Source organism: Fenollaria timonensis, from assembly GCF_001457835.1.
In the GTDB taxonomy this organism is placed as follows: domain Bacteria; phylum Bacillota; class Clostridia; order Tissierellales; family Peptoniphilaceae; genus Fenollaria; species Fenollaria timonensis.
The window spans coordinates 483,513-508,491 of the sequence record NZ_LN898230.1 but is presented as its reverse complement, the minus strand read 5'-3'; the positions used below and the strand labels follow the sequence as shown (position 1 = coordinate 508,491).

General features: G+C 35.1%; 23 protein-coding genes. 4 read left to right on the top strand and 19 right to left on the bottom strand.

The window, feature by feature from the left end; genetic code table 11:
- The first annotated feature begins 115 nt into the window (after nucleotides 1-115).
- The 4 genes from BN3004_RS05450 to BN3004_RS05435 all read left to right on the top strand — a co-directional run bounded on the left by BN3004_RS05450 (nucleotide 116) and on the right by BN3004_RS05435 (nucleotide 5,924).
- Nucleotides 116-3,088: a penicillin-binding protein 1A gene (locus BN3004_RS05450; RefSeq protein ID WP_058260194.1), complete on the top strand. Its 2,973-nt coding sequence runs from the start codon at nucleotides 116-118 to the stop codon at nucleotides 3,086-3,088.
- A gap of 150 nt (nucleotides 3,089-3,238) precedes the next feature.
- Nucleotides 3,239-4,708: an IS1182 family transposase gene (locus BN3004_RS05445; RefSeq protein WP_058259270.1), complete on the top strand. Its 1,470-nt coding sequence runs from the start codon at nucleotides 3,239-3,241 to the stop codon at nucleotides 4,706-4,708.
- 210 nt (nucleotides 4,709-4,918) lie between these two features.
- Nucleotides 4,919-5,404 (top strand): hypothetical protein, encoded by a 486-nt coding sequence (locus tag BN3004_RS05440; RefSeq protein ID WP_058260193.1) that lies wholly within the window; start codon nucleotides 4,919-4,921, stop codon nucleotides 5,402-5,404.
- 1 nt (nucleotide 5,405) lies between these two features.
- Entirely contained in the window at nucleotides 5,406-5,924 is a 519-nt protein-coding gene (locus BN3004_RS05435; protein WP_058260192.1) for a hypothetical protein, read from the top strand.
- A gap of 73 nt (nucleotides 5,925-5,997) precedes the next feature.
- Here the strand turns inward: BN3004_RS05435 and BN3004_RS05430 are convergent, their stop codons facing one another.
- From BN3004_RS05430 to lepA, 19 genes are all read right to left on the bottom strand, one after another.
- Entirely contained in the window at nucleotides 5,998-6,849 is an 852-nt protein-coding gene (locus BN3004_RS05430; protein WP_058260191.1) for a bifunctional 5,10-methylenetetrahydrofolate dehydrogenase/5,10-methenyltetrahydrofolate cyclohydrolase, read from the bottom strand.
- Between the two features lie 154 nt (nucleotides 6,850-7,003).
- The gene (gene secF, locus BN3004_RS05425) at nucleotides 7,004-7,885 is read right to left on the bottom strand and encodes a protein translocase subunit SecF (protein ID WP_058260190.1); all 882 of its coding nucleotides are present in this window, start codon (nucleotides 7,883-7,885) and stop codon (nucleotides 7,004-7,006) included.
- Nucleotides 7,886-7,894: 9 nt separating this feature from the next.
- Nucleotides 7,895-9,172 carry a protein translocase subunit SecD gene (gene secD / locus BN3004_RS05420; RefSeq protein ID WP_058260189.1) on the bottom strand — a complete coding sequence of 426 codons (1,278 nt, stop codon included), beginning with the start codon at nucleotides 9,170-9,172 and terminating at the stop codon, nucleotides 7,895-7,897.
- A 9-nt stretch (nucleotides 9,173-9,181) separates the two neighbouring features.
- The gene (gene scfB / locus BN3004_RS05415; protein WP_058260188.1) at nucleotides 9,182-10,537 is read right to left on the bottom strand and encodes a thioether cross-link-forming SCIFF peptide maturase; all 1,356 of its coding nucleotides are present in this window, start codon (nucleotides 10,535-10,537) and stop codon (nucleotides 9,182-9,184) included.
- A 6-nt stretch (nucleotides 10,538-10,543) separates the two neighbouring features.
- Nucleotides 10,544-10,696 carry a six-cysteine ranthipeptide SCIFF gene (scfA, locus tag BN3004_RS05410; RefSeq protein WP_019213752.1) on the bottom strand — a complete coding sequence of 51 codons (153 nt, stop codon included), beginning with the start codon at nucleotides 10,694-10,696 and terminating at the stop codon, nucleotides 10,544-10,546.
- A gap of 60 nt (nucleotides 10,697-10,756) precedes the next feature.
- Entirely contained in the window at nucleotides 10,757-11,206 is a 450-nt protein-coding gene (locus tag BN3004_RS05405; protein ID WP_058260187.1) for a GatB/YqeY domain-containing protein, read from the bottom strand.
- A gap of 33 nt (nucleotides 11,207-11,239) precedes the next feature.
- The gene (gene rpsU, locus BN3004_RS05400; RefSeq protein ID WP_058260186.1) at nucleotides 11,240-11,422 is read right to left on the bottom strand and encodes a 30S ribosomal protein S21; all 183 of its coding nucleotides are present in this window, start codon (nucleotides 11,420-11,422) and stop codon (nucleotides 11,240-11,242) included.
- 117 nt (nucleotides 11,423-11,539) lie between these two features.
- Complete coding sequence (locus BN3004_RS05395) at nucleotides 11,540-11,878, bottom strand: histidine triad nucleotide-binding protein (protein ID WP_058260185.1); 339 nt, start codon at nucleotides 11,876-11,878, stop codon at nucleotides 11,540-11,542.
- A gap of 4 nt (nucleotides 11,879-11,882) precedes the next feature.
- Nucleotides 11,883-13,166: a tRNA (N(6)-L-threonylcarbamoyladenosine(37)-C(2))-methylthiotransferase MtaB gene (gene mtaB / locus BN3004_RS05390; RefSeq protein WP_058260184.1), complete on the bottom strand. Its 1,284-nt coding sequence runs from the start codon at nucleotides 13,164-13,166 to the stop codon at nucleotides 11,883-11,885.
- Entirely contained in the window at nucleotides 13,163-13,891 is a 729-nt protein-coding gene (locus tag BN3004_RS05385; protein ID WP_058260183.1) for an RsmE family RNA methyltransferase, read from the bottom strand. The genes mtaB and BN3004_RS05385 overlap by 4 nt, the downstream gene beginning before the upstream one ends.
- Nucleotides 13,884-14,795, bottom strand: a complete 912-nt coding sequence (gene prmA / locus BN3004_RS05380) for a 50S ribosomal protein L11 methyltransferase (protein ID WP_058260182.1) — start codon at nucleotides 14,793-14,795, stop codon at nucleotides 13,884-13,886. The genes BN3004_RS05385 and prmA overlap by 8 nt, the downstream gene beginning before the upstream one ends.
- Nucleotides 14,796-14,803: 8 nt before the next feature.
- Nucleotides 14,804-15,928, bottom strand: a complete 1,125-nt coding sequence (gene dnaJ / locus BN3004_RS05375; protein WP_058260181.1) for a molecular chaperone DnaJ — start codon at nucleotides 15,926-15,928, stop codon at nucleotides 14,804-14,806.
- A 155-nt stretch (nucleotides 15,929-16,083) separates the two neighbouring features.
- Entirely contained in the window at nucleotides 16,084-17,931 is a 1,848-nt protein-coding gene (dnaK, locus tag BN3004_RS05370) for a molecular chaperone DnaK (RefSeq protein ID WP_058260180.1), read from the bottom strand.
- Nucleotides 17,932-17,957: 26 nt separating this feature from the next.
- Entirely contained in the window at nucleotides 17,958-18,497 is a 540-nt protein-coding gene (gene grpE, locus BN3004_RS05365) for a nucleotide exchange factor GrpE (protein ID WP_058260179.1), read from the bottom strand.
- A gap of 10 nt (nucleotides 18,498-18,507) precedes the next feature.
- Nucleotides 18,508-19,533: a heat-inducible transcriptional repressor HrcA gene (gene hrcA, locus BN3004_RS05360; RefSeq protein ID WP_082244098.1), complete on the bottom strand. Its 1,026-nt coding sequence runs from the start codon at nucleotides 19,531-19,533 to the stop codon at nucleotides 18,508-18,510.
- 596 nt (nucleotides 19,534-20,129) lie between these two features.
- Entirely contained in the window at nucleotides 20,130-21,209 is a 1,080-nt protein-coding gene (locus tag BN3004_RS05355) for an IS30 family transposase (protein WP_058259272.1), read from the bottom strand.
- A gap of 247 nt (nucleotides 21,210-21,456) precedes the next feature.
- Nucleotides 21,457-22,032 (bottom strand): HD domain-containing protein, encoded by a 576-nt coding sequence (locus tag BN3004_RS05350; RefSeq protein WP_058260177.1) that lies wholly within the window; start codon nucleotides 22,030-22,032, stop codon nucleotides 21,457-21,459.
- Nucleotides 22,033-22,041: 9 nt separating this feature from the next.
- Complete coding sequence (gene hemW / locus BN3004_RS05345; protein WP_058260176.1) at nucleotides 22,042-23,166, bottom strand: radical SAM family heme chaperone HemW; 1,125 nt, start codon at nucleotides 23,164-23,166, stop codon at nucleotides 22,042-22,044.
- Nucleotides 23,166-24,971 (bottom strand): translation elongation factor 4, encoded by a 1,806-nt coding sequence (gene lepA / locus BN3004_RS05340; protein ID WP_058260175.1) that lies wholly within the window; start codon nucleotides 24,969-24,971, stop codon nucleotides 23,166-23,168. Before lepA ends, hemW begins: the two co-directional genes overlap by 1 nt.
- Nucleotides 24,972-24,979: the final 8 nt, after the last annotated feature.

The following is a 24,979-nucleotide window of genomic DNA, read 5'->3' as shown; positions in this document are numbered from 1 at the left end:
TAATTATACCAAAGCCCGAGTTAAATGTCAAAATATATTTATTTTTCTTAAAATATATACCAAAATCTCTAATATGTGGTATAATACAAGTATATATTATATTAGGAGTGATAATATGTCTAATAATAAACGAAGAAGAAAGCCGAGGTTTACGCTTAAGAAGCTCATAGTCATTATGCTTATGACTGTGCTTATATCATTAACTCTATTTGCCGGCTCTGTTGGCCTCGCTTTTGTTAATATACTTACTACTGCCCCTGAGATTGACCCTTATGCAATTAACAGTGGCTTTGAAGAGACGTCTCTTATATTTGATAAGGATAATAATTTACTAGAAAAGGTAGAGACTGCCGAGTACAGAACTTTTGTTAAGCTATCGAAGGTGCCTCAATATTTGAAGGACGCCTTTATAAGCATCGAAGACGAAAGATTCTACAATCACCCTGGCGTTGACCCTAAGGGTATCATGTCATCTCTATATGAAAACTTTAAGGCTGGTGGCGTTGTACGTGGCGCGTCAACTATCACTCAGCAGCTAATCAAAAATACTTACCTTTCTAATGAGCAAACGCTTACAAGAAAGCTTAAGGAAATATATCTTGCCCTTAACTTAGAGACAAAGCTTAGCAAAGATCAAATACTTGAGTCTTACTTGAATATGATTTCTCTTGGCCAAAACTCCTATGGTGTTCAAGAGGCTTCAAGAACATATTTCTCTAAGAATGTTGATGAGATAAACATCGCTCAAGCTGCTCTACTTGCTGGCGTTGTTAAAGGACCAAATATATATCAGCCTTTCTACAGAGTCAGCCCACTTAAGTTTGATGAGGCGACTATGAGAAAGGTTGGCGAAACTGAAATATTAGGTGAAAAATACATCCTTGTATTTAACACAAAATCTGTTGAAAGACAAAAGGTAATTCTTAAAAAGATGCTTGAGCTTGAAAAAATATCTCAAGCTGAATACGATGAAGCAATTAATTTTGATATAGTAGCAAGCTTAAAACCAAGTGAAAAGAAGCAAACTGAGATCACAAGCTATGCGAGCGACTACGTTAAGAATCAGGTCGTTGAAGACTTGATGGATAAGTATCAAATTACTAAGCAAAAGGCTCAAGAAAGACTATTCACAGGCGGTTTAAGAATTTACTCAACTATTGACACCAAGATGCAAAAGGATCTTGACGAGGTCAACAGAAACTTCAACGGCATACTTCTTGGCGACGTATCAAGATACAAGGCTCCACTGCTTGTTGACAGAAACCTTGATAAGTCTGGCAATATCGTTGATAAGAACGGTAATATGGTTTATTTAAAGAAGGCAAATCTACTTACTGACGATGGCTACTTATTCATACCAAAGGGCGAGTTTAGCATAGCTGATAACGGTGATTTAACTATCACGAGCCCAAGGGTCTTTGCATATAATAAATCAACTGATATACAAGACTACTACACTATTGACGATGCGAAGAACCTTCTAACTCACAGAGTTGGCGGTCTTGCAGTGCCTGATGCTTACTACTTAAGACAAGCTAAACACAGCTTAATTATTAAAGCAGAATTCTTTAAAAATAACGCTGGCTTCTATAAAGTTAATGAGGCTGGCAACTTATTCATAAGTCCAGACTATTTCTATAATAATAAGACTGGTCTAGTTCAACCACAGTCAGCAACTGTAGTTATTGACTACAAAACTGGTCACATAGTTGCCATGATAGGCGGTCGTGACGTAAAAGGCAATAGAATTTTGAATAGAGCTACTGACACGACTAGACAACCAGGCTCGTCTATAAAGCCTATAGCAGTATACTTACCTGCTCTTGACAATGGCTTTACAGCAGCATCACCAATACTTGACGTGCCATTGGTAACAGGTGAAGGCAAGGTATGGCCAAAGAACGTTTATACTGGTTTTAAAGGTATCACAACTCTTAGAGAATCACTAATCTACTCCATAAACGTAAGTTCTGCTAGAACTTTGAAAAAGATTGGTATACCTACTTCTATAAAATATCTAAAGCTACTAGGTCTAATTGACGAAGAAAATCCAAGCAAAGATAATTTTGTAGAGGCTAGTGAAAACAAAACTCACAACGATGAAAACCTTGCTGCTCTAGCTCTTGGTGGTATGACAAAGGGTGTTAGCCCACTTGAGATGACTGCTGCTTATGCTGCAATCGCTAATGACGGCGTTTACATCGAACCGACTATATACACTAAGGTTTTAGATAAGGACGGCAATATAGTCCTTGATAAAGAGCCTAAACAAAGAAGAGTCGTAAGCCCACAAATTGCTTATATCATGAAGGATGTACTTAGATCAACTGCTTACGAACATACTGGCGGAAACGCAGTAGTAAAAGGACAAGCCACAGCTGGTAAAACTGGTACAACTGACTACAAGGCAGACTTCTGGTTTGTAGGTTTCTCTAATTACTACGCAACTGGAACATGGATGGGTAATGACTCGCCTAAGATCACTATACCTCAAAGCTCATGGCTAGCAGCAAAACTTTGGGGCCACATAATGACGAAGATACATCAAGATAAAGAAAGCAAACCTCAATTCGCTGAGCCAGAAGGCATAGTGAAGGCTTACGTATGTACTAAGTCTGGTAAAAAGCCAAGCTCGCTTTGCTCCTCTGACCCAAGAGGCGTCGTTAAACAAGAGATATTTGCCAAAGGAACCGAGCCAAAAGATACATGTGACGTTCACGTTTCATTAGAGGTAAACTCATCAAATAATAAAATTGCAACTGAGTTTACACCGGAAGAGTTAAAGATTACCAAGGTCTTCACTGCACTGAACCCAGCATACAATCCTGCTAAACACAATGGTATCATACCTAAGGACTATAGCTACTACCCACCTATCGCCTCGGATACTCAAGAGGATTTAGATAAGTATAATCAAGAGCATGGTATAGATCCAGACAATCCTAATGGCAATACGGATTGGAACGAGATAATTACAGATGTTATCGATCATAATAATGGTGACAACGGCGAAAAAGAACCTAAGGAAAACGATACAAATACTGATAATAATTCAAATAATGAAGGTAAAGTAAAAATATTACCATAGCTATAAATAGAAGAAACAAGGCCTAATTTAGGCCTTGTCAGACTGTTGACAAAGTAGGCGTATTTTTATAAAAATACGCCTACTTTTTTACTTGAAAACCTCTTAAAATACACATCTATTGGGTATATATAATACATAGAAGGTGATAAAATGTTACATAAAAATAGTAAATCAAAAACAGATCAAGCACAAATAATTTCAGTTGAAGAATTAGTTCCACAAGAACACATACTAAGAAAGATCAATAAGTATATAGACTTTGACTTTATCTATGATTTAGTAGAAGATAAATACTCATTAGATAACGGAAGACCAAGCATAGATCCAGTAGTGCTAATGAAGATAATATTCATACAATACCTATTCAACATAAGAAGCATAAGGCAAACAATAAAAGAGATAGAAGTAAACATTGCATACAGATGGTTTTTAGGATATGACTTCTACGACAAGATTCCACACTTTACAACATTCAGCCAAAACTATAGAAGAAGATTCAAAGATACAGACATATTTGAAAACATCTTCCAAAACATATTAAACCAAGCACTAGAACAAGGTTTTGTGGATGAGAAGATTCAATTCGTAGACTCAACACATGTTAAAGCACATGCAAACAGACATAAAAACAAAAAAGTAACAATAGAGAAAAAAGCAAGAAGATATCAAGCACAGCTAGACAAAGAAATAGCACAAGAAAGAGAAGAAAACGGAAAAAAGCCCTTAAAAGAGAAAGAAGATAAAGAGAGGCAAACGATAGTTCAGTCAACAACAGATCCAGAAAGCGGCCTCTTTCACAAAGGAGAACATAAAGAAGTATTCGCCTATTGCGTAGAAACATCATGCGATAAAAACGGCTGGATACTAGCATACAAATCATTTCCAGGAAATTTACATGACAGCACAACATTTTTACCATTCTATGAAGAAAAACTAAAAAAGATGAAACCCCAAAAGATAGTTATGGATGCAGGTTACAAAATACCAGCCATAGCAAAAACATTAATAGACGATAAAATACTCCCAGTATTTCCATATACAAGACAAAAGAGAAACTTACAAATAGAAAATCCATACTACAAAAGAGACTACATATACGACGAATATTATGACTGCTACATATGTCCACAAGGAAAACTTTTAAATTACAAAACTACAGATAGAGAAGGATACAGACAGTATAAAAGTGATATAAACGACTGCAAGAACTGTCCTAACATAGATAGATGCACACATAGTAAAAACAAACAAAAAGTAATAACAAGACATATATGGCAAGACTACCTTGACATAACAGAAGAATATAGATATACAAATCAAGGCAAGAAAGAATACGCAAGAAGAAAAGAAACAATAGAAAGACAATTTGGAAGCGCAAAAGAGTATCATAGTTTTAGATATACAAACATGAAGGGCAAAGCTAAGATGGATATGAAAGCTGCGCTTACTTTTGCATGCTTAAATATGAAAAAACTAGCACTAATGATGTATAGGATGGATCCAAATAAGGAGGTATTTACTCGTTTATTTGCAAAAATACATAAAAAATTTGATTTTTTACTAAATTTAATAAAAATAAGCAAACCCAGGAAAAAATTCCTGGGTTTGTCTTCACTCTGACAAGGCCTAATTTAGGCCTTGTTTTTTCTATAAAATATTCTATAGTTTTATCTGATTATATTAAAATTTTCAATGATTAAATTTGATAGATTTGGGTAATATGTTAATAGGGGAAAGATTTTTAAGTCTGATTATTCAAATACATCAATTAAGGAGGTGTAAATTTGCTAGCCCTTGAATAATTATTAGTTTTAGAAAGAAGGTTATTTTATGAAAAAAACTATATCAATAATATTGTCAATATTATTAATAATTTGTAATGTCAACATTGTTAGTGCCAAAAATAATGAGAATTTATTACGTTATGGAGAATATGAAAAAGCCCAAACAGTTGCTACTGAATATGTAACTAAAACAACTGTTCCTGAAGGTCAATTACCAACAGGTATAAATATGCGAACAGGAGGTTCGGTATATGTAGATTTTACAAAAGGCTCAAGTATAAGTATTGGTATAGGTGCAAGCTGGGGCCATATAAGCGTTTCTATTTCTGTTGGTTTTGCAAGTGAAAGTCCAGCTGCATATGCTGTAAATATACCTGCTGATAATCATTATTATAGGATTAAGGCAGATCAAACTTATAAAATAGAACATTGTAAAGTTGATGTATATCAATATGGTCAATATCAATACACATACTATCACGATTTAGCAACCCTTGATAGTGCGAGTCTTTATCTAGTGATGGTAAAGTAATATGAGCAATGAAAAATCATTAAAAAAGTATTGGATAATACTTGCTATAATACTGATTGTAGCTGCGCTAGCTATATATTTTATATCTAAGTCGAGTAAAATAGATTTAGCTAGAGTTTCGAAGGAGATGAAAGACTTTGCCTCACTTGAAGAGCCAAACATTGAAAAGTTCGTAAAGAAGGGCTACGTAGATATTACTAAGCCGCTTGAACATGATGCTGGTATCAATCTTAGAAACAGTTTTTTAGCGCCAAGTGTATATGTAAAAACTGTAAGACTGGATGAAAATGATAAGTATCACGGCACTATATACTGGAAGAACAGAGACGAATGGAAAGTAGCAAAGCAAGAATTTTCTACTGATGATGAAGATAGAATAAGTATTTATGATGCAAATCCAGTGGTCCTAAAAGAAGTGCTAACAAAAGAAGAAGATGGATTAAACAAGGTATATGCCATCACTATGGCAATAAATCCAGATGTGACTAGCGAAGAGATATATCTTTTCTCGTTTAAATAATTTAATCTGCATATGAAAAAGTGCCAAGCATTTAATTTTGCTTAGCACTTATTTTTATTCTGATATTTATTTTTTATTTGTTTTGTTTTTCTACTGCCTTTAGCACTTGATTTAGAAGTATTGTAGTTGTTATGCTACCTACTCCGCCTGGTACTGGTGTTATCTTTGCTACATAATCAAGAAGATTGTCATAATCAGCGTCACCACTAATCTTGCCGTCCTTGTCCATACTTACTCCGACGTCTATAATGATAGAGTCTTCATTGAAGTAAGACTTATCAAGCATCTTCGCTCTACCAAGCGCTGTGAATACTACCTCTGCGTTCTTGCAAGCTGCCTTTAAATCCTTTGTCTTTGAGTGGCAGATAGTAACTGTGGCATTCTCATTAAGTAGCATCATAGCAAGTGGCTTACCAACTACCATGGAACGATTGATTATAACAGCGTTCTTGCCCGTGTAGTCATATCCAGTTCTGCCAAGTATTTCAACAGCTGCTCTTGGAGTTGCTGGTTCAAAGCTATCTTTCTTGCCTTCAAATATTGCTTCTAGATTAATTGGGTTCATGCAGTCAATGTCCTTATCTGGATTGATGAAGGCAGCAACTTTTTCTGCATCTATTTGCTTAGGAAGTGGTCTAAATACAAGTATGCCATGCACTTTATCGTCCTTGTTTAGCTTGTCCATAAGGGCAAGAAGCTCCTCAGTTGTTGATTCTCTCGCAATGTTAAATACTTCTGAATCGATATTTAAGTTTGCACTAACCTTTAGTATCGCCTTTTCATATGATATGTCGCTTGGGTCTTCGCCTAGCCTTACTATAGCGATCTTTGGTGCTATGCCTTTTGCACGGAAGTCCTCAATCTTTTTACTCATATCAGCTTTAATCATATCTGCTACGGGTTTACCCTTTAAAATATCTGTCATAATAACCTCCCTTTGATATTAATAGTTCTTATATCAAAACTATTTACTATTCATTAACTTAATACATTAATACCCAATTCACAATAATTATAATACTTAATTAATATTTTTATAAAAATAGGGAGACTCGTCGTCTCCCCTTGTATAAGTTTAATTAAGCTCTTTTGCTCTTTGCGCCATGGCCAAAGTTCTTTTCAAGTAGTCCCCAAGTATATGGTGCGATGAATGTTGATGAAATCATACCTTCAACGATACCAACAAGTAGTGGGATACAAAGTGCTTCGATTACGTGGCCACCTGTGATGTATAAAACAACAACTGCGATAAGTGTTGTAACTGTTGTTAATACTGTTCTTCTAAATGTTGAGTTAAGTGATGTTTCAATAAGTTCAGCGTTTTCCATCTTTGGATACATTCTTTTGTTTTCTCTGAATCTATCAAAGATAACGATAGTTGCGTTGATTGAGTAACCTACGATAGTTAGTGTAGCTGCGATTAATGATGAATCGATTTGTAGGTTAAATATGCCGTATGTTGCTACTATAACTAAAACGTCAACGATTAGAGCAAATACTGCTGCAACACCATATTTCCATTCAAATCTAAATGTTACGTAGATAAGCATTAAGATTGATGCGATGATGATGGATATAACAGCTTTTTGTCTAATTTCTCTACTGATTGATGGACCAGTAGTTGTGTCTTCGATATTGTTTCTGTCAACCTTGTATTCATCAACAAATGCACGGCTGATTTGGTTCTTTTGTTCGTTTGTTAATGCAAGTGTGGACTTGATAACTACAGTTTCTTTGTTAGCACCTGCATATACAACGCTTGCTCCATTGTCAACTTTGTTAACTATATCATAAACTTTTTCTTCTTCAATAAATTGCCCAGCATTGATTCTCATGATAGTACCACCTGAGAAGTCGATACCGTAGTTAAAACCATTGATACAGAATCCTATGATACCTGCGATGATAACTATGAATGGTATTGGAGCAAAAAACTTTTTCAATTTGTTAAAATTAATCATATTTACCTCCTATGCTCCATATGCCTTTTTATTGTCATTAGCTGTGATTTGAGCAAAGTTCTTTAATAAGAATTTTGTCAATACAACTGCTGTCAATAATGAAACGACTATACCTATGATAAGTGTAATACCAAAACCTCTGATTGAACCGATACCATAAACATAAAGTACAACGCCTGCGATGATAGTTGTGATGTTTGAATCCATGATAGTTGCGATGGCTTTCTTGAAGCCTGCATCAACAGATGATCTTACTGTCTTACCATTAAGTAATTCTTCTCTAATTCTTTCGTAGATGATACAGTTAGCATCTACTGCCATACCTATTGATAGTAGTAAACCGCATATACCTGGTAGTGATAGTTTGATATGGAATATGATAAATGCTAGCATAACTAGTAATGTATATGCAACTAGTGAGATTGCTGCTACTATACCAGGGATCTTATAAACTATGATTAGTAGTATACTTATTAATAATATAGAAATTACTATTGCCTTCATTGAGTTGTCAAATGCGTCTATACCTAGTGAAGCGCCGATGATTTCTGATCTAACTTCTTTTAGCTCGATAGGAAGCGCACCTGCTCTGATTAGTGTAGCAAGTTTTGATGCTTCTTCAACTGTGAATCCCTTTGATCCGCCTTCGATGATTGGCTTACCATCTGTAATAGGTGAATTTTGTACTATAGGTGCAGAAATAACTTCACCGTCTAGAACTATCTTAAGGATTTTCTTTTCTGGTTCTGTTTCATTATATAGCTTAGTAGTTGCTTCAGCGAACTTTTGAGTTCCTTCTTCGTCAAGCTCCATTGAAACTACTGGTGTTGATTTACCAAGATTGTCTTGTGAGTAAACAACTTTTGATTCTTTAATGTTTTTACCTGTTAAAATTACATTGTTATCTGGATCGATAAATTGTAATTGAGCAGTTTTACCTATAGTTTCGATTGCGTCTTGTGCATTCTTAGCACCTGCTAGTTCAATTGAAATTCTGTTTGAACCTTCTATAGATATGTTAGGTTCAGAAATTCCTAAACCGTCAACTCTTTGTTGTATAATTGCCTTTGATTGTTCCATAGCTTTGCTAAGCTCTTCACCTGTTTTGTCTGTGTCAGCTTCAAGAAGTACATATACCCCACCAGCTAAGTCCAGACCTAAGTTAATAGAGTCTTTAGCGCTCTTTATTTCGTATCCAGCAAAGTTAAAGCCGAATACAGCTACTAATGCAAAGCAGGCAATTAAAATGACTGTTATCACAATCTTAAGTGTGCTTAACTTTTTCATTTTGGCCTCCTAATCTAAATTTGCAATAACTGAGATTGCACATTCTATTCTTTTTCTTTCTAATTCACAGCCTATCTCAAAGTTTCCGTTTATATTGCCAGTATTGTAGTATGAATTAGCGTGACAGCCGCCTGAGCAGTAGAACTTTGCCCAGCATTCTTGGCAGTCTTTTTTATTAAATACATTTGACTTTTTAAATTCTTCTCTTAAATCAGTTTTTGTAACGCCGTCAAAAACGGTTCCAATCTTGAATTGCTCTTCACCTACAAACTGATGACAAGGATAAAGATCTCCCTTAGGTGTTACAGCAAGGTATTCGCAGCCCGCTCCGCAGCCTATGGATCTCTTAATCAAACATGGTCCTTGATCTAAGTCTATCATAAAGTGGAAGAATAGAAAATCATCATCTTTTTTCTTAATCTTGATGTATTCTCTGGATAATTTTTCGTACTCTTCTTTTATTCTTTCTACATGTTCTGGTCTTATTGCATATGGCTCATTTTGGTCTGTTACAACCGGTTCCATAGATGTCTTCTTAAAACCGTTATTGTAGAAATCTAATACGTCTTCTGAAAAGTCTAAGTTTTCTGATGTAAATGTACCTCTGATGTAGTAGTCCTTATCGCCTCTTTTTTCAACAAAGCGTTTAATCTTTGGAACAATTAAGTCATAAGAACCCTTTCCATTAGTAGTTGGACGCATTTCATCATTAACAGATTTTCTTCCGTCTATACTTAGAACTACATTTGACATATTTTCATTTAAATAATCAATAATTTCATCGTCTAATAAGACGCAGTTTGTAGTTAAAGTGAATCTAAAATTCTTATCGTATTCTTTTTCTAAGCTTCTTCCGTAAGTAACAAGCTCTTTGACAACATCAAAGTTCATTAGTGGTTCTCCACCGAAGAAGTCAACCTCTAAGTTTCTTCTATTGCCAGAGTTTTGAACTAAAAAAATCAAAGCTTTTTTACCTACTTCGACGCTCATAAGCTCTCTTTTGCCCTTAAAATCGCCTTGAGACGCAAAACAGTACTTGCATCTAAGGTTACAGTCGTGTGAAACGTGTAGGCAAAGAGCCTTTACAATGTTGTATTTACTTAAGTCTAGTTCAGTCTCCTTTATAGGCTCAGTAAATAACAAGCCTTCTTTGTATAATTCTTCTACTTCCTTAAAAGCAGTTTTAATATCACAAGCTTCATACTTATTAGATAGTCCTTCTAAAGCTTCATCTAAGCCTTTGGACATATAATCTACTAAGTCGTATACAATCTCATCTACTACGTGTACAGCACCACTGTATATGTCTAAGATTACATACTTATCATTAAGATAGAACTTATGTATTAAATTAATATCGTACATCAAAGCCTATTTATGATTTTTCTTATTTTCGCACTTTTGGTTACCAACTGTGCAAGATGTCTTACAAGCTGATTGGCATGAAGTTTGGCATTCACCGCATCCGCCGTGCTTAGCTGTTTTTAATAAGTTTCTTTTGCTTAAAGTTTTTACAAATTTCATAATATCCTCCCTTTGTATAAAATATCGTGGGCTAAGGCCCATCACAAGAAAAAACCGATGCTATTTTGCACCGGCTAGATATTCTTTAACAAGATTTGTAACTAATGATCCATCTGCCCTGCCTTTAACTTTAGACATAACAGTCTTCATGACTAAGCCAAAGTTAGCTCCTTTGTCTCCAAGCTCTTCGCAAGTTTCATTGATTATAGTTTTAATCTCTTCTTCAGAAAGTTCCTTTGGTACGTACTCCATAAGAATTTCTATTTCTTTTTTAGTCTGTTCAACTAGGTCCGCTCTATTACCTTTTTCAAATTCTGGTAGAGCGCCTTTCTTTTCCTTTATTTGCTTTTGTATTATTGCTATAATGTCTTGGTCACTTAGTTCTTTTCTTTGGTCAACTTCGCTTTGTTTTATAGCTGAGTTAACCATCATGATAGTGTTTTTAATGATCGTATCTTTATTTTTCATAGATTCTATATATCTACTTTTTAATTCGTTTTTAAGGGACATCATACACCTTCATTTCTTTCAAATAAATTTAAGTTAAAACTTTTGATGTTTTTTCCTTCTAGCTGCTTCAGATTTTAGTTTACGTCTTACACTTGGTTTTTCATAGTGTTCTCTTTTTCTAACTTCTCCTAAGACGCCTGATCTTGCGCATTGTCTTTTGAATCTCTTAAGTGCGTTATCAAGTGATTCGTCTTCTCTAACTCTTATTTCTGTCATAGTATCCCTCCCCTCATAAAACAATTACTATCATTTATGACTAAGTTACAAATATTATACAACATATCTAAAGCTTTTTCAAGTTTTTTTTGCTATTTTTTGCTATTTTTCTTGATTTTAACCTGCTGGCCAATTAAGTTTTCTGCCGCCTATTAAATGCATGTGTAAGTGTTTGACACTTTGTTGACCGTCTTCACCTGTATTGATGACTAGTCTGTAGCCATTGTCAAGGCCCATAGTCTTAGCTATATCCTTAACTTTAAGCATCATGTGAGCTATGACTTCGTTGTCATCGTCTGTAAGTTCATCAAGAGACGCAATATGCTTTTTAGGCACCATAAGCACATGCACTGGGCATGTTGGGTTGATGTCCTTGAAGCAAAGCATCATATCGTCTTCATAAACTTTTTCAGAAGGAATAGATCCTTCTATGATCTTACAAAATAAACAATCCATAAAATCAAATCCTTTCTACTAAAACTCCGTCTTTAAATCTTTCTACTGCCTTTACTTTTATTACATGGTTATGAAGATCTTCATCTGTTTTAAGATAAGCTCTGATGTAATTTGATGTGTAGCCTTCAAAGTACTCATCCTTTTTCTCTTCGAACAAGACTTCAAATTCATTCCCAATAAATTTATTTATAAATATATGTCTCGACGCCTCTTGATACTCATCAAGTATTTCTGCTCTGTCTTTCTTAATACTCTCAGGAACTTGATCAGGCATATCGTAAGCCTTAGTCCCCTTACGTCTTGAGTATCTAAAGACATGAACCTTTAGGAAATTTACCTTTTTTACTATATCAATGGACTCCTTAAAGTCCTCATCGTCTTCCCCAGGAAAGCCAACTATGATGTCTGTAGTAATGGCAGCGTCTGGCATTGCCTTATATATCTTCTCTGTATTTTCTATATAGTCTTCTCTCGTGTATTTCCTATTCATTAGCTTAAGGACTTTGTTTGAGCCGCTTTGTAAGGATAGATGAAATTGATGCTGCAAGTGCTTTAGAGCGGCAAGTCTCTCTACCGTTTCATCCTTTAATAACTTTGGCTGAATTGAACCAAGTCTTAGTCTTTCTACGCCAAGCACTTCATCTATCATTTCTAATAGCTTTATTAGATCAATGCCATCATCTTCATAATCAGTAATCTGTATACCTGTGATGACAAATTCTTTGTAGCCGTCCTTAACGAGTGAGGTTATCTCTTTAATAATGCTATCTGCCTTTCTCGAGCGAACTCTTCCTCTTGCGTATGGTATTATGCAATAGGAACAAAAGTTGTTGCAGCCGTCCTCTATCTTAATAAAGGCTCTAGTGCTATCGAAATTTTTATCAAAAAGCAGTTCCTCATAGTTTTTGTCGATATTATCTTCAACATAATTTTTCTTCTCGCCAAGGTCCAAATATTCTTCTAAGTACTCTACTATCTTGTTTCTGCCTTGTGTGCCGACTATGATATCCGCTATATCCATCTCTTCTATCTCTTTAGCATTAATCTGGCTATAGCAGCCGCAAATGATGACTATGGCATCAGGATTTTTCTTCTTGACTTTAGATATCATCTGCCTTGACTTCGAGTCAGACTTGTTTGTGACAGTACAAGTATTAATTACATAAACATCGATATCGTCAAAATCTTCCTTGACCTCGTAGCCCTTTTGCTCAAAAGAATTTTTTATCGCTTGAGCCTCATATAAATTTACTTTGCAGCCCAAGTTTTGTACATAAACCTTCATCATAAAAGACCACTTCCGTTAAATTCGTAGTAAAGCATGGTTAGTAGCGCTATTGGAGCTGTCTCTGCTCTTAGTATTCTCTTTCCTAGGCTAATGGATTTGTAGCCAAAGTTCTTAAGCTCATCTATCTCGCTTATGTCGAAGCCGCCCTCAGGTCCTACGACGATGGCGATATTCTTTTTATTTTTGATATCATAATTTTTTATGCTATTATCAAGCTCATCTTCATAAGCAATTAAAACTAAGTCAAAGCCATCTAAAATTTCTTTTGCTTCATCTAGCTTCATCGCATCAGAAACATTTGGGATAAACTCACGCTTTGACTGCATTGCTGCAGCCTTTGCGATATTTCTATATCGATCTCGCTTTTTATCTTTTATATCTTTTTTCTTGACAATAGACCTCTTAGTCTCGATAGGCACTATGCCATAAGCACCCATTTCTATAGCTTTTTGTATAATAAAGTCCATCTTATCAGACTTTACTAGGCTCTGAAACAAGGTGATTTTTAGATCTGACTCATATTTTTCATTTATCTCAGAAAGTATTTTAAGAGACAATTCATCCTTTGTATATGAGTTAAAAACAGCGATATAGCCACTGCCATCAATGTAGACTTCGACTTCTTCGTCATCCTTTATCCTTAAAACTTCCTTGAAGTGCTTTATATCTTCTTTTGCTAAGTATAAAAGGTCTTCGTCCTTTTTTTCTGCGAAAAATCTATGCATGTTTAGCTACGATTGAAGTCCATTCGTTTAGGTCTTCGACGTTTAATATATCAAAACCGTTTGCTTCAAGTGAGTCGATAACCATGGCGGACTTAACTTTTAATATGCCTGAGGAAATGAAAATTCCGTCCTTGTTTAAAAACTTGTGTAAATCACCTGTCATAGTGACTATGACTTCTGCAAGTATATTTGAAACGACTATATCGTATTTGTCCTTAACTTTTGAAAGTAGGTCTCCGACAATGAAATTTGCATTAGTAACTTCATTTAACTTTTTATTTTCATTAGCAATATATACGCTCATCGGGTCTATGTCAACGCCTAAAACTTCACTCGCGCCTAGCTTTGACGCTGCTATCGATAGTATGCCGCTGCCTGTACCTATGTCAAGAACTTTCATACCAGGCTTCATGTACTCTTCAAGTTTCTTTATACATAGTGACGTTGTCTCGTGTGATCCAGTTCCAAAGGCCATGCCCGGCTCTAATTTGATGATTTCTTCCCCATCTTTCTTTTCGTACTCTTCCCAAGTTGGCACTATGACTATAGTTTTGTTTGGCTTTAAAATCTTGAAAAACTTCTTCCAATTGTTTTTCCAATCGCTATCGTCAATTATTTCCTTAGAAAAATCTCCGCCAAGCTCTTCGATATGAGCCTTAATCTTGGCTTCTCTCTCGTCGTTATCAGCTATATCGTCTAGATATATGGTAAATCTTATATAGCCCTTTTCTAATTTAATTAGGTCATCGTCGTATAAGTCCCAAGCGTTTTGTCTTTCTTGAAAGATTTTTAAATCGTCTGGGTCTTCAATCGCCATATTGTCAATACCTAGGTCTGATAAAAATATTTCGACCTTCTCTTCATATTCTTTTTTAAATTTTAATTTAATCTCTCTATAATTCATTTTAACTCCTATAGTTTGTCTTTTATTTTTTCAAATAAATTTTTCTTCTTTGGCTCGTAATCAAAATCCATGTCTTTAAAGTGATTTATTAATGATTCTTTTTGCTCGTCATTCAAATTCTTTGGCACATCAACTTTGACTACAACGTATAAATCGCATCTGTAATTTTTGTGTAGTGGATATAAACCCTTGTTTGCTATCTTAAATTTAGTATGGCTTTGCGTTCCCTCAGGTATAGTTAATTTAACCTTTCCATCAAGCGTATCAACTTCAATTTGGTCACCTAAAACCGCTTGTAAATAATTTATGCTAACGCTTGTGTATAAATCATCGCCGCTACGTTTGAATTTTTTATTTTCTCTTATGTCGATGTAAACGTTTAGATCACCATTTGGTCCGCCATTCTTACCAACGCTTCCTTCGCCTCTTATGCTAATTACGCTGTCTTCACGAACGCCCTTTGGTACCTTAACAAGAATCTTTTTCTTCTTCTTTTCAGTTCCATGACCATGGCAGTGTGGGCACTCTTCAGTAATTATCTCACCTGTGCCATGACAGTCTGGACAAACATCTGTTTGAACGAAGACGCCAAAGGCTGTTCTTCTCTCATTTCTAACTGTGCCTCTGCCTGAACAAGTAGAGCAAGTCTTTTTGCTGTTCTCGTCCTTGGCTCCGCTTCCGTGGCAATGTGAGCACTCTTCGACTCTCTCTATTTCAATCTCTCTTTGAGTGCCGTTTAAAACATCTTCTAGGTCTATAGTAAGGTTATATCTTACATCCTCTCCGTACATTGGCCTTTTGCTTTGCGACGCAGACGACGAGAAGCCGCCAAAGCCGCCTCCAAATATATCAAAGATGTCACCAAATATATCGTCAGTGAAACCACCGAAACCGCCAGATCCAGTGCCTCCATTTTGAAACATAGACTCACCATATGTGTCATATTGCTTTCTCTTCTCAGCATTGCCTAAGATTTCATATGCGGCAGATATCTCCTTAAATCTTGCTTCAGCCTCTTCATCACCTGGATTAAGGTCTGGATGGTACTTCTTTGCAAGCTTCCTATATTGAGTTTTGATCTCCGCTTCAGTCGCAGTTGATTCTATCTCTAAAACTTCGTATAAATCTTTCAAAACTTACACCCTTTCTAAAATGTAAAATAATTATCATATACATTATATTATACCAAATATGTGTAAAAAATAAAAGTATAATAAATCTCTTTTCTATATGTAAAAAAGAAGAATGAAGGCACTCTCCATTCTTCTTAATCTAAATCTAATAAATCTTATTTATCGTCTTCGTCAACTACTTCGTAGTCACCATCAACTACGTCATCATCACCTTTGTGTTCTTCAGAGCCTTGTGCGCCTGCTTCAGCTCCAGCTGCACCTGCTTCTGCATTTTGTTTATATAACTTTTCAGAAACTTTATAGAAGGCTTGTGTTAAATCTTCTGTCTTCTTCTTCATATCGTCATAGTCTGAGCCTTCGCTTGCTTTCTTAAGATCAGCAAGTTTTGCTTCGATTTCTTTCTTTTCATCTTCAGAAATTTTGCCTTCAAGGTCCTTCATAAGCTTTTCAGTTTGGTAAACCATTTGATCGGCGTTGTTCTTTACTTCGATATTTTCTTTTTTCTTCTTATCTTGTTGAGCAAATTCTTCTGCTTCTTTAACTTTTTTATCAATATCATCTTTTGATAAGTTAGATGAAGCTGTGATAGTGATCTTTTGTTCCTTGCCTGTACCTAAATCCTTTGCTGATACATTAACAATACCATTGGCATCGATATCAAATGTTACTTCTATTTGAGGGATTCCTCTTGGTGCTGGTGCTATACCTTCTAGTTGAAAGCGACCAAGTGTAGTATTGTCGGCTGCCATCTCTCTTTCACCTTGAAGTACGTGTATATCAACTGATGTTTGTGAGTCAGCTGCTGTTGTGAATATTTGTGATTTCTTTGTTGGAATAGTTGTGTTTCTTTCAATAAGTCTTGTAGTTACTCCGCCAAGTGTTTCTAGTCCAAGTGATAGTGGTGTAACGTCTAGTAATAACAAGTCTTTAACTTCGCCTGTTAATACACCGCCTTGAATTGATGCACCGATGGCAACGCATTCATCTGGGTTGATGTCCTTTTGAGGATCTTTACCAATGATTTGTTTAACAGCTTCTTGAACAGCTGGGATTCTTGTTGAACCACCAACTAAAAGTACCTTATCGATTTCGCTAGCATTGATACCAGCGTCTTTGATAGCGCTCTTAACTGGTTCAGTAGTTTTTTCTACTAAGTCATGAGTAAGTTCATTGAACTTTGCTCTTGTTAAGTCCATGTTCAAGTGAAGTGGACCAGCTGCTGTAGCAGAGATGAATGGTAAGTTGATGTTTGTTGTCATTGTAGTAGAAAGCTCTTTCTTAGCCTTTTCTGCTGCTTCTTTTAATCTTTGTAAGCTCATCTTGTCTTGAGTTAAGTCTACGCCATTTTCCTTTTTAAAGTTATCTGCTATATAATTTATGATTCTTTGGTCAAAGTCGTCTCCACCAAGCTTGTTATTACCTCTAGTTGCTAGTACTTCAAAAACGCCGTCGCCTACTTCTAGGATTGAAACGTCGAATGTACCTCCGCCTAGGTCATATACCATGATCTTGTGTTGACCGTGCTCTTTGTCCATGCCATAAGCAAGTGCTGCTGCTGTTGGCTCATTAATTATTCTCTTAACTTCAAGTCCTGCTATCTTACCAGCGTCCTTAGTTGCTTGTCTTTGAGCGTCTGTGAAGTATGCAGGAACAGTGATAACTGCTTCTGAAACTGTTTCGCCTAAGTAGCTTTCTGCGTCTGCTTTTAATTTTTGTAATATCATTGCTGATATATCTTGTGGTGTATAATCTTTTCCGTCTATGTCAATCTTGTAGTTACTACCCATCTCTCTTTTGATTGATGATATAGTTCTGTCAGGATTTGTGATTGCTTGTCTCTTAGCTGTTTCTCCTACTAATCTTTCTCCGTCTTTTGTAAATGCTACTACTGATGGAGTAGTTCTGTTACCTTCAACGTTAGGAATGATTATCGCTTCTCCACCTTCCATTACTGATACACATGAGTTTGTTGTACCTAAGTCAATACCAATTATTTTTCCCATAATTTATTCCTCCTTAATATATTTTCTTATTTATTTACTATAACCATGGCATGGCGAATAACCTTGCCATTGTATTCATAACCTTTTAATAAAACTTCTATGACTTGATTTTCTTTGTATTCATCGTTGTGGCCCATAGATACCGCTTGATGATAGTCTGGGTTAAAATCCTCACCCAGTGCTTTTAATTCAACTATGCCCTTTGCCTTAAGAGCATTTTTTAATCCTTCGTAGATGAGCTCCATGCCTTCTTTAAACGATCCGCTCTCGCCCTCGTGTTCCAAGGCTCTCTCGAAGTTATCTATAACAGGAAGTATTTCATTTGCTATGCTTACAACACCTATCGATACCAAGTCGTCCTTTTCTTTCTCTACTCTCTTCTTGTAATTTTGAAAGTCCGCTTGTAGTCTTACAAGTTTTGTTTGAAGATCATTTATTTCAGAAGCTAAGCTATCTTGCTCATCAGAATCAGCTTTTTCTTGAACTTCTTCTGCTTCATCTACTGCTTCTTCATTTATAAGCTTTTCTTCTTCCATTTCTTCATTCAGTTTTTTGTCTTTTTCCATTTAATCCCTCCTAAAATAAATCATCATTATAAAAATCATCAAATATAGAAAGAACTTTTTTGTAATCAATTCTCATTGGAGCGATTAAACCAAAAGTAACTTCATTATCCAAGATGTTTACGTTCTTAAGTACTAGAGCAATGTTGTCGAAGATGTCGATTTCATTCTCATTACCTATCTTAATGACAAGATCATTATCCAAATTTTCATTCTCTAAGATATTAAGTAGACCTCTTTTGTCTTCCAAGAGCTCTATAAGCTCTCTAGCTTTGTCAAAGTCAGAATACTCTGGATAATTCAAGATCTTATTTATCCCTTCAAGGAATATCTTGTCTGCGCTATATGTCTCGTCTTTTTGTGAAAACTTTTCCAAAACGCTCTCTAATATGGTCTTATAATTAACTAGACTGTCCTTTTCATACTTCAATGAATTGAAATCAAGTGAGTTTATGGACTTGCCAGCAAGATTCTTATTTAAAATCTCCTTAAAATAAGCCACTTCCTCTTCACTTATCTCTTCATTAAGCGTAATTAATGTCTTGTCGATGGCAAAGTTCTCGTAGACAAAGATAGCAAGTATTTTGTTTTCGTCGACTTTTAAAAGCTCTAAGCTCTTTAACTTTGTCTCGTCTTTGTGCCTAATATAAGCAATCGATGTAAAATCAGTTAGGCTTGACAATAGCTTTGACATCTTTCCTATCATACTATCTAAGTTCTTCGACTTGTCATTTATATCATCTAAGAAAATTTTCTTTTCTGAAGACGAAAGCTTTTCGAAGTCTTTTTGAACTACCATGTCAACATACAAGCGATATGCTTTTTGTGATGGCACTCTTCCGCTAGAAAGATGAGTTTTTATTAAGTAGCCCGCTTCTTCAAGGTCTTGCATCTCGTTTCTAATAGTTGCCGAGCTAAGACCTATGGACTCGTTCTTAGCGACAAGTCTCGAGCCAACCGGTTCACCAGTTTCATTGTATGAGCTGATTATAGCTTTTAAAATCTTTAATTTTCTCTCATCCAATTGATCACCTTCCATAATTTTTGTTAGCACTCTTCACTGGTGAGTGCTAACTCTATATCTATTATACCCAAAATAATAAAAAAATCAAGCTTTTTTCAAAAATAATTACTTTTTTCCAAAATATTTGCAAAATATTGCTCTAAAAGCGATTAAATTTCTAAGAAACTATAAAATGTTTAATTGTATTGAATACTGGTTATAAATAATATAAATACATAAATAAGCGAGATGAAGATTTATGTTAAATTTTCATAAGTACAAAAATGGAGATTAAATTAAGTCTAAAATATGTAAATTTTTATTTAAAGAAAGGAGTTAATAGTATCAACGTTAAAATACGTTCTACTAAAAAATATTTAAATCATGATAGTATTATATGTAATAATAGGCATTCTACTTAATTTATATATTCCAGCATGGACAGGAAGAGGAGTTAAATTTCAAACAGGTATTGGAACATGTATATGTATAGGTTTAATAGCTTATTATTTAATTAAAAAAATTGACAATTTAAACGAAGAAATTATATAAATTGCAACAATAAGTTAGCCACCCAGACATCATATAGACTAAATGTATAGTATAGCTTAAAAGTATTTATTTTTATTAAACTAGATACTTTTAAGCTGTTTTATTTCCTTTATGAACTCTTCTTTTGCAGTTTTGTAATTAAAGATTTTTCTTGGCAAATTATTCATCCACTCGTTTATTCTGTATATTTTTTCTTTTGATACTTCTTCTATTGATGTGCCTTTTTGTATAAATCTTCGTATTAATTTATGTTGACATTCACTAGTTCCTCTTTCCCATGATGTATATGGATGACAAAAATATATATCTACATATTCTGCTAATTCTGATAAGCTTGAAAATTCTGAACCATTATCTGATGTTATACTTTTAAATATTTCTTTGTTTAACTGCGCATTATCTTTTAAGAATTTAAGTCCAATGTCTACTGCATCGGGTGTTTTTCCATGTATTTTTATCAGCTTTTCATATCTTGTTTTTCTTTCTACTAATGTAAGTAGTACTGGATCTGTCTTTTTCTTTTTACCTATAACTGTATCTATTTCCCAGTGGCCGAATTCTTCTCTTGTTTGTATTTTATCTGGTCTTTCTTCTATGGATATGCCAAGCTTTTTCTTGTTTTGTCTTGTTCTTCTTGTGCTATTTTTGTTTTTTCTCTTTACTTTTTCTAGTAGATCTATATTTTTTGTTTTCATTAGTGACTTATTTATCCAGTTGTAGAGGCTTTTTGTTGATGGTATTTCTGATGATGGAAAGAGTCTATTTGCTTTTGCGTATCCAACACATACATCTGGAGACCATTTATCTTTTAACATTTTATTGTCTGCCCATTTAAGAAATTCGACTATATCTATATATTTTGGTCTTCTTCCGCAAGAAGATCTATTGTTTATATATACCTCATAATTAGTTAAGGCAAAGTATTTTTCATCGTAGTAAGTATATGTTTTGTTATTACTTTTTATTATTCTCTTTTGCTTTACTGTGCCTTTCTTTATTGCGTTGTTTATTGTCTGCGGGGCTCTATTTAGCCTTCTTGCTATCTCTCTGTTGCTATGTCCATCTATTTTCCATGCCTGTATTAATGACATTTCATGTAGTGATAGATGTGAATTTTTCTTGCGTTCTGTAAATTCTATGGTATAATTTATATGAGTCATGTGTACCTCCGTATAGTTGTTTTTTTGTTTGTTACTAATACTATACCATATGTACACATGATTTTTTTATTTGGTGGCTAAGTTAATTATACAATCTTCCAACGAAGAAATTAAAATTTTAAAAAATTCATTAGAAAAATCTCAAGCACTACAAGATAAAAAAAGCGAAAATGATAACTTAGAGAATTAATTTATAAACCCTCTTTACAAATTGCTGGTAAAGAGGGTTTACTTATCATATAATATTTTATTTTTTATAATTAAGCTCGTCATTTATCTCTGATAAAAATTCTTTCATAAAGCTATTTCTTTCTTCAGCGAGCCTTTTAGCTTCGTCCGTGTTCATCATATCCTTTAATAATAAGAGCTTCTCATCGAAGTGCTTTAATGATTCCTCTATACCGCGACCGTTCTTGCCGCTATACATAAAGGTCCTCGCTACGCCTATCGCTCCTATAGCGTCAAGTCTGTCAGCGTCTTGAACAATGCATGCTTCGAGCGTCTTTGGCTTAGTGCCCTTGTTCTTTGTAAATGAAACAGAATTGATAATCTCAATAATATCTTCAATCGCCTCACTGTCGAAATCATTTTCAATTAAAAATTTTCTTGCGTTTTCATTATTTTTATTATTAAATAGCTTGTGGTCGTCAACGTCATGAAGAAGTGCTCCTAGGTCTACGTATAGCTCATTGCATTCATAAGCCTTTCTTATATTAAGAGCGTTATTATAAACTCTTAGGCTGTGATCAGCGCCGTGGCCGTCTGAGTTGCCAGTAAAAATATTTTCAAGATAATCAATCGCTCTTTTAATTATTTCGTCCATAGCCTCTCCTTATACAAAAAGTATTTCTACTTGGTTCGCAATGTCCCTGCCAAACTCTGTGTAAAAGTATCTGCCGTCACATTTTTTTAGCAGCTTTTCTTCTGTCGCTTTTTTCAATTCTTCCCTATATATATCTTCAAAATCTATATCGTATTTTTTATTGATCTCGTTTACAATTATGCCTTCGTTTGTCCTTAGCTTAAAAATTATATACTCAGTGATTTTATCTTCGTGACTTAAAATTTCTTCATCGTGATAGATACTTTTCTTCACATCGTCAAAGTACTCGTTAAAAGTACTCGCATTAAAAAATCTTTTATTTTTAATAAGTGAGTGCGCCGCCATGCCAAGGCCTAGGTACTCATCCATGGACCAGTACTTATAATTATGCCTTGAGTAGCATCCGTTCTTGGCAAAGTTCGAAATTTCATATTGCTTGTAGCCAAGGCTTTCCAATTGCTCAGTCGCCTTTCTATATATGAGCCTATCTGTCACTTGATCGTTCACCCTATAGACACCTCTTTCAACAAGTGCATTTAACAGAGTTCCCTCCTCAAGTATAAGTGAGTAAAGCGATATGTGTGAGGCGCCTAGTTCACTTGCCGTATCGATTGACACTATAACATCTGCTAAAGTTTCTGTCGGCAGTGAGAATATAAAATCTAAACTAAGATTGTCAAAATATTTCATCGCTAATTTAATTTTTTCGCGCGCCTCATCAGCTGTATGAAGCCTGCCTATAATACGTAAAAGCCTATCGTTAAAGCTTTGCACACCTATAGAAATTCTGTTTATGCCAAGCTCTTTATAAACTAATAATTTTTCTTCGCTTATTGAGTTTGGATTTGTTTCTATGGTAAATTCATAATTTTCATCTAGGTTTATAGCCTCATTTAAACCATTCACAAGGCATGTTAATTCATCTATGCTTAATAAAGATGGTGTGCCTCCGCCTATAAATATGGTATCAACAATGTAATTTTTTAAGAGCTCTTCATTATTTTTTATTTCTAATAATAAATGATCTACATAATCCTTCATTCTGCTTTGATTAAAAATAAAAGATGTAAAATCGCAATATTTACATCTTCTTTCACAGAAAGGAATATGTATATATATTCCTAATTTATTCATTATTTCTTTTCCTTGTACTTCAATACTGAAAGAAAGGCCTCTTGAGGTAGTTCTACTGAGCCAATTTGGCGCATCCTCTTCTTACCTTCTTTTTGCTTTTCAAGTAATTTTTTCTTTCTTGAAATATCGCCGCCGTAGCACTTTGCAAGAACGTCTTTTCTAAGCGCTTTGATAGTTTCTCTCGCGATAATCTTTGAGCCGATAGCCGCTTGTATAGGTATTTGGAATTGATGTCTTGGGATAACGTCCTTTAAGCCTTCGACTATGGACCTACTTCTTTCATAAGCGTTTGACTCGTGTAAGATTAAGCTGAATGCATCGATAAGCTCGCCATTGATAAGTATGTCAACCTTAACAAGCTCACTTCTTTGATAGCCTGAAATTTCGTAGTCAAGCGATGCGTAGCCTTTTGTATTTGACTTAAGTGCGTCGAAGAAGTCGTATATAACCTCGTTTAGTGGCATTCTATAGTGAAGCGTAACCCTTGTTTGATCAAGGTATTCCATGTTAATGAATTCACCACGTCTATTTTGACAGATGTCCATGATGGCTCCAACATAATCCTTTGGCGTCATAATCTCCGCGTTAACCATAGGCTCTTCCATGTAATCAATTTCACTTGGGTCAGGAAGGTTCGATGGGTTTTGTATCATCATCATAGTACCGTCTTTTTTATGAACTTCGTAAATAACCGATGGCGCAGTCGAGATTATATTTAGATTAAATTCTCTTTCAAGCCTTTCAGTAATTATCTCCATGTGAAGAAGGCCTAAGAAACCGCATCTAAAGCCAAAGCCAAGTGCCGCTGAATTTTCTGCTTCAAAGACAAGAGATGCGTCATTAACTTGAAGCTTTTCAAGAGCCTCTCTAACGCTGTTAAAGTCTTCGCCCTCTGCTGGATATATACCGCAGTAAACCATTGGTACGACCTTCTTGTAACCGCTTAGTGGCTTATCTGTTGGATTATCAAGATAAGTTATTGTGTCACCAACTCTTGCGTCTTTTACATTTTTGATCTGTGCTGTAAAGTAACCTACTTCGCCCGCCTCAAGCGTTTCTTTCTTTAAAAGTGATGTGTTATTTACACCAACTTCATCAACTTCAAAAGTAGTTCCTGTTTGCATCATCTTTATTTGAGTACCTTTTTTAATAACGCCGTCAAAAACTCTGATGTAGCAGATAACGCCTCTGTAAGCATCATATATCGAGTCAAAGATAAGTGCCTTTAAAGGTTTATCCTTATCGCCATTTGGCGGCGGAACATTCTTAACGATATCTTCTAAAACATCTTCAATATTAAGTCCGCTCTTTGCACTGATTAGCGGCGCATCAGTCGTGTCAAGGCCAATGATATCTTCAATCTCTTCCTTAACTTCATCTGGTCTTGCGCTTGGCAAATCCATCTTGTTAATAACAGGAAGTATCTCTAGGTCCTGATCCAAAGCAAGATAAACGTTAGAAAGCGTTTGCGCTTCAACGCCTTGAGTCGCGTCAACAACAAGTATCGCGCCCTCACACGCCTTTAATGATCTACTCACTTCGTAGTTAAAGTCGACGTGGCCGGGCGTATCTATAAGGTTAAAAATATAATCCTGTCCATCTTTTGCTTTATATATCAAGCGTATAGCCTTTAATTTAATTGTTATTCCTCTTTCTCTTTCAAGATCCATGCTGTCCAAAACTTGTGATTGCATCTCTCTTTGAGTAAGTAAGCCCGTCTTTTCAATGATTCTATCAGCCAAAGTAGATTTACCGTGGTCGATGTGCGCTATGATTGAAAAGTTACGAATATATTTTTGATTCATCTTATCAT